The organism is Ventrimonas sp. (assembly GCF_048380235.1).
Classification (GTDB): domain Bacteria; phylum Bacillota; class Clostridia; order Lachnospirales; family Lachnospiraceae; genus Brotaphodocola.
Window position 1 is genome coordinate 1 of sequence record NZ_DBFCCJ010000073.1, and the last position, 6,058, is coordinate 6,058.

General features: G+C 47.4%; 6 protein-coding genes. 1 reads left to right on the top strand and 5 read right to left on the bottom strand.

All coding sequences use genetic code 11. The features are described from left to right. A partial coding sequence (locus ACMP1L_RS11405) for a beta-propeller fold lactonase family protein (RefSeq protein WP_418453078.1) occupies positions 1-253 on the bottom strand: 253 nt, incomplete at its 3' end. Between the two features lie 19 nt (positions 254-272). Continuing rightward, positions 273-1,526 carry an SLC13 family permease gene (locus tag ACMP1L_RS11410; RefSeq protein WP_418453079.1) on the bottom strand — a complete coding sequence of 418 codons (1,254 nt, stop codon included), beginning with the start codon at positions 1,524-1,526 and terminating at the stop codon, positions 273-275. A 209-nt stretch (positions 1,527-1,735) separates the two neighbouring features. Between ACMP1L_RS11410 and ACMP1L_RS11415 the strand changes: the two genes are divergently transcribed. After that, positions 1,736-2,608 carry a LysR family transcriptional regulator gene (locus ACMP1L_RS11415; protein ID WP_418453080.1) on the top strand — a complete coding sequence of 291 codons (873 nt, stop codon included), beginning with the start codon at positions 1,736-1,738 and terminating at the stop codon, positions 2,606-2,608. Positions 2,609-2,706: 98 nt separating this feature from the next. On the opposite strand, the gene ACMP1L_RS11420 is transcribed toward ACMP1L_RS11415, so the two are convergent. The 3 genes from ACMP1L_RS11420 to ACMP1L_RS11430 form a co-directional block, all read right to left on the bottom strand. Then, the gene (locus ACMP1L_RS11420) at positions 2,707-3,999 is read right to left on the bottom strand and encodes a CitMHS family transporter (protein WP_418453081.1); all 1,293 of its coding nucleotides are present in this window, start codon (positions 3,997-3,999) and stop codon (positions 2,707-2,709) included. 50 nt (positions 4,000-4,049) lie between these two features. Continuing rightward, positions 4,050-5,612, bottom strand: a complete 1,563-nt coding sequence (gene citF, locus ACMP1L_RS11425) for a citrate lyase subunit alpha (RefSeq protein WP_418453082.1) — start codon at positions 5,610-5,612, stop codon at positions 4,050-4,052. 1 nt (position 5,613) lies between these two features. Continuing rightward, positions 5,614-6,058 (bottom strand): aldolase/citrate lyase family protein (locus ACMP1L_RS11430; RefSeq protein WP_418453083.1); only part of this gene is annotated, 445 nt, incomplete at its 5' end.

Here is a 6,058-nt window from a genome sequence, read left to right on the forward strand (position 1 = left end):
CATGTGTTTCTGTTGTATTCTGATAGGTAAGTGTTCCATCCTCTGCTACTTTGTAGGCACTTACTTCTGAAAAATCTCCATGGATCGCATACAGACGATCCTGCTTCTCATTCAGACACAGATAGGACGGGTTCACCTGCCTTTCCGCAATCTGCTTTAACTCCCATGCTCCATTATTTATCTCATATACGCGGATCCCTTTTCCCCGGGCATTCCGTTCTTTTGTGGTACGGCAGCCAATATATGCATACATTCTTATTTTCCTCCCTGTTTTAACCAATAAATCCAAGTACACCCGTTAAACTCAGCACGAATACAATTGCTACGACACTCGCTGAAATTGCAAACAAGGTTCCAAACATCTTCTGCTGTTCTTTCTCATCACAGCCTGTTTCCTGCGCATAGCTTGCCATGATCAGGCTTCCTCCTGTTGAAAGCGGGCTGATACCTGCTACCGTTGCACTGCACACGATCGCGCTTACCATCTGGACGATAGAAGCACCGCCGACCTGCTGTGCGATCTCCGGTACTGTTGGGATCAGAGTTGGGAATACTACACCATTTGCACTAGAGAACCAGGACATCAGACCTCCGGTAAATCCCATGATCGGAGCAGCTGTTCTCGTAGACATGAATGAAGCTAGAATGGAAGCCAATAAATCAATTCCTCCCAGTTTTTGCGTAATATTCATCAGCACATTGACACCAGCGATCAGAATTAACACACTCCACGGAATCATTTTTAACGCTGCCTTTTCATTCGCTGCTTTGGTCAGCATCAGCACCAGAGACAGGGTAAAGCAGATCAAGCCAACGTCATAAGAAAATCCGACAACAAAAACCACCATGACCAAAAGGGCCACCAAACTAATCATCTGACTTCGATCAAAAGCCTCCTTTTCCTGCTGGCCACCAGCTTCAGCTGCGCGAAACTTATAACCGCCAAGAACAACATATACCGCAATTGCGCAGATCAGATTGGAAACAGAAACTCCGATAAAAATAGGAGTTCCGAGACCTTCAATGCCCATCTCTGTCAAAAGATCCCCCACGATAATTCCGGTCAGCGCGATCGGAGATGCAGTTCCGCCTACCGCACCAAGAATTGCCATAACTCCCATCAGCACCGGGCTTACCTTCATCTGCACGGCCAGGGATACTGCAAAAATAACCGTTACAGACTGCACGCTGATTGCGCCAGGTCCAGCAGCTGAAAGAACAAAACTAACCACATATACAATAATCGGTACCAGAAAAGTATTCTTTCCGCAAATACTGATCAGACGCTTTGAAATTTTCTCCAATGTACCATTCTGCTGAAGCAGGCTGAAAAACAACATGGTTCCCAATAATGTCGCAAATAATTTATATGGGAATCCTTTGTAAATATCCCCTGCGCCCATACCGCCCAGTTTACCGAGAATCAGGGCAAGTCCCAGACACACAACGCCTACATTCATCTTTTTCGCAAACCCCAGCACAATTGCTCCAATTAAAAACAGCAATGCAACTACCTGTAAACCCATATGCCATTTCTCCTTTGCATGATATCGTTTATTTCTTCACATTTTTCAAAAAACGAGGTGGCACCTGTACATTAGTCACAACTCCTTTCCTGTTTTTCTCCTCGTTTCTTGTTATCTTTACTATACACCTTGCTTATCATAAAGTACAATGGTATAATTTTATCAATATCAATAACCTGTTGGAATGTTTTCAGAAAGGCATGCTCACCATGGATGAAAAAGATTATGAACTGTTATTAGAATTAAATGAGTCAAAGAATATCACAAAGACAGCGCAAAAACTGTATATGACACAGCCCGCCATCACCAAACGGATTCAGAAAATGGAGGAAGAACTTCAGTGTACCCTGTTTCTGCGCTCCAAAAAGGGGATTTTATTTACACCTGCCGGAGAACAGATTCTTCCCTATGCTTCTGAAATCCTGGCAAATAGCCGGAAGTTAAAGGAACAGGTTTCTGCCTGTCAGAATCAGGTTTGCGGCACACTCCGCCTCGGTTCTTCTTTAAACTTCTCCCACTACCGGCTCCCCAGAATTATCAAGGCTTACACCGACCAGTATCCGCTCGTGGACGTACAGATCACGACCGGACAGAGCAAGCATCTCTTCCAGTTATTAAACCGGGATGAAATTGCCATTGCAATCATGCGGGGACGGTATGTCTGGGATGAAGCCATACAGCTTATCTCTTCCGAACCGATGTGCTTCGTCTGCAGCAAAGAAAACCAGGGACGGTCTTTAAGCGAATATTCCTACATTGGCCGCCACACAGACTCAGATTTATCCACCCGGATTGACCGATGGCTGACTGCACACGATCTTGCCCAGATCCGTCCGCATATGTGGATTGACAGCATTGATACCTGCAAGGAAATGGCGCGGTATGGCCTTGGCTGGTGCATCCTTCCCCGCATCTGTCTGGATGATTTTGATGGCTATATCGAAGAACTTTATATGGAAGATGGTTCTCCGTTCCTCCGAAATACCTATGTGCTTTACAAGCATCAGTATGCCGAACTCCCACAGGTAAAACTGTTTCTGGAGGCGCTGCTCGGCAGTTCCGTCTCAGAAAATAAATTTTAATCTTCCTCTGGATACATGGCAACAAAAAAGCAGAGACCTGCATACGTTCCAGCAAGTCTCTGCTTTGGCAGAAATGATTTATTTGATTTGATAAAATTTTAGAATTTGATCACACCGATCACGGTAGCCATAACCAGCACCGCAATGCTTGCCGGCCACACCAGTCTCAGGGAATATTTGATGTGCTCACCAATTGATACATCCGCAAGACCAAGTCCTACATAAGTTGCTGCTACAGACGGGCTGACCGGAGTTCCCAGGGTTGCAGTCAAAAGGAATGCTGCCGCTACGGTCTCAGGAGCTACACCAAACGGCTCTACCACACCGATGATGATCGGAAGCAGTGCATAGTAAAATGCATCGGTACCAAGGATCATCAAAAGCGGTACAGAGAACAGGCACATGAACCAGTGCATATGCGGAGCGATGGCTGCCGGAAGCACTGCAACGATTGCGTTTGCCATAGCCTCTACCATGCCGGAATCCTTGATGACACCCATGAAAATACCAACAGAGAACAGAGTCATGGTCATGACCATGGCATTGGTTCCATACTCTTTGATTTTCTTGTTCTGCTGCTTTGCATTCGGGAAGTTTACGATCAGGCCGATTGCAAATGCCACCATGAAAATGGAATACAGCGGCACCGGAAGATCACGGAATAACAGTACCAGCATTACCAGGGTCAGTACCAGATTGAAGTAATAAACACCTTTTTTTGTTTCTTTCTTTTCTCCATCTGCAGCAGCCATCTCCTGTACATGAGCGCCTGCTTCTGCTCCATGTTTTTTCTCAATCATGGAAACCACAATGGCAATGCAGAATGCTGCAATCACTAGGCAGACAACACCCGGAATCATAAAGCCGTACAGATCTCCGGCCTCTACCCCTACGACACTTGCTGCACGCATGGTCGGACCGCCCCACGGAACCAGGTTCATGACACCGTATGCGCCGCACATTGCTCCCAGGAGTGCCTGCGGACGTACTCCCATACGTTTGCAGATTGGAAGGAAAGCCGGAACCACGATCAGGAATGTGGTTGCTCCGGAACCATCCAGGTGTGCCACAAAAGTGGTAAGCACAATTGCGATGAAAATAGTTGCCACATTCTTTCCTGCCCGTTTAATCAGGAAATTGATGATTGGATCAAATAATCCCGCATCTGACATCATGGTGAAATAAGAAATCGAGAAAATGAATAAGATTGCGGTACTCAGCATGGTATTCATACCGGTTTTAATAAACCCTGCAATATCCTCCAGACCAAATCCGGCCAATACCGCCGCAATCAGCGGCAGCAAGATAAACGCCAGCGGCGGCGCCATCTTCTCCTTGATCAACACAAACATCAGGATGATCATCAACGCAAATCCAATTACTGCTAACATTTCGTTACCCCCTTGTATGTTTTTATTTCATCTGCATGCATCATACAGAATCAATCAAATGAATACTCCTTTACCTCACGGACTACATCCATAATGCTGCCGTCACGCGCTTCAATGATACCGACTACCTTATCGCCAAACTGTACCGGATCCGGGGCACCTGTAATGGCATAAGCCTGATCTCGCAATTCCTCGATGGTGCAGATTGGCAGCCCGCTGTCTTTCATGCATTCGATGAGATCCTGTCTGCGCGGGTTGATTGCGATACCATAATCGGTGATGACAACATCTACGGTCTCACCCGGAGTCGTCACGGTAGTTACATTCGTGCAGATAGCCGGGATTCTTCCCTGCAGAAGCGGCGCAATAACGATGGTACACTTTGCGCCTGCGGCGGTATCCGGATGTCCACCCTGGGCGCCGGTAATGATTCCGTCTGACCCTACTACAACATTGCAGTTGAAATTTACATCTACTTCCAGTGCGGCCAGAATAACAAAATCAAGCTTATTCACATACGCGCCCTTGTTAAACGGGTTTGCATACTCGGAAGCACTGATCTCAATGTGACGGTCCGGGTGCTTCTTAATAGACTCTACTGCCCCAAGATCAAAGTCTTGCGTGTCTACCAGAAGATCTGTCAGGTCACGGTCCAGCAGATCAGCCATAGGTTTGGTCAGTCCACCAACACCAAAGCTCATCCGGATACCACGCTTTTCCATCTCGTCTGCCAGTGAAATGGTGGATGCAATGGATGCGCCACCTACACCAGTCTGATAGGAGAAACCGTTCTTAAAGTACGGGGTACGGATTACGAACTGGGTGCAGTAATCTGCCATTCTCAGTTTTCTCATATCGGTGGTCGGTTTTGCCGCGCCGGTTGCAATCTTTGCCGGATTACCGATTTCATCTACGACGCAGACGAAATCTACCTGAGTCATGGAGATGCTTGCCGGGATGTTCGGGAATGGAACCAGACAATCGGTGATTGCTACCACACGGTCTGCGTACTCGGCATCGGCCATGGCATAGGACAATACGCCACAGTCGCTCTTCCCGCCGTTTGCCCGCATGTTGCCGTATTCATCACAAGTCGGAGCGCCGATAAATGCGATATCGATGTGGACTTCGCCAGACTCGATGGCTCTGACACGTCCGCCGTGTGAGCACATCACTGCCAGATTTTTCAGTTTGCCCGCGGAGATGGCCTCTCCAATCTTGCCACGCACTCCTGAGGAACGAATTCCGGTCACCGTACCATCCTCAATCATCGGAACAATCGGATCGTGTGCTTTTCCCAGAGAACTTGCACAGATCGTAATATTCTTAACTCCCATCTTATGAATCTCTTCCATGACCATATTCACGATGTAGTCGCCCTCGCGGAAATGATGGTGGAAGGAAATGGTCATGCCATCTTTGATCTCACACTTCACCAGTGCCTCATGAATGTTCTCCACGATCTTGCTTCTGTTCGGATCCATCATGGCATGAGCCTTCGGAGCTGCTTTCTTATACTCGTGATTATCGTAAGCGTAAGCGCCCTTGAATGCTTCCTTACCGGTTACCTTTAATACCTCTTCCGGGATTTCTCTTCCTACTGCATTGATCATCTTATAAATCCCCCTCATATACGCCTGATGCTTTTGCCAGAGCAATTGTTCTCTTTGCTCCATCGTAGAATGCGATATCGATCATCTTGCCGTCTACGGTAAATACGCCGATACCCAGTGCCTTCTTCTCATCGATCTCTTTTACGACCTTCTCTGCGAAGATGATCTCCTTCTGGGTCGGAGTGAAGATCTTATGAACAACATCGATCTGACGCGGGTTTACGAGGGATTTACCATCGAAGCCCATCATCTTGATCATCTTGACCTCTTCCTCAAACACATCCATAGCATCCAGGTTGGTGAAGACGGTATCCCAGCACTGTACACCAGCTGCTCTTGCAGCGATGATCATCTGCTGTCTTGCGCCCTGCAGCTCCACACCGGTTCCGGTGATCACGGTCTGCAGATCCTTGGTGTAGTCACCGCCGGAAAGAGCAATACCGATC

What these genes read in the sequence shown, in the direction of transcription:
- ACMP1L_RS11415 (WP_418453080.1), top strand. Translation starts at nt 1,736, where the DNA reads ATGGATGAAAAAGATTATGAACTGTTATTAGAATTAAATGAGTCAAAG.
- citF (WP_418453082.1), bottom strand. Translation starts at nt 5,612, where the DNA reads ATGATCAATGCAGTAGGAAGAGAAATCCCGGAAGAGGTATTAAAGGTA.
- ACMP1L_RS11420 (WP_418453081.1), bottom strand. Translation starts at nt 3,999, where the DNA reads ATGTTAGCAGTAATTGGATTTGCGTTGATGATCATCCTGATGTTTGTG.
- ACMP1L_RS11410 (WP_418453079.1), bottom strand. Translation starts at nt 1,526, where the DNA reads ATGGGTTTACAGGTAGTTGCATTGCTGTTTTTAATTGGAGCAATTGTG.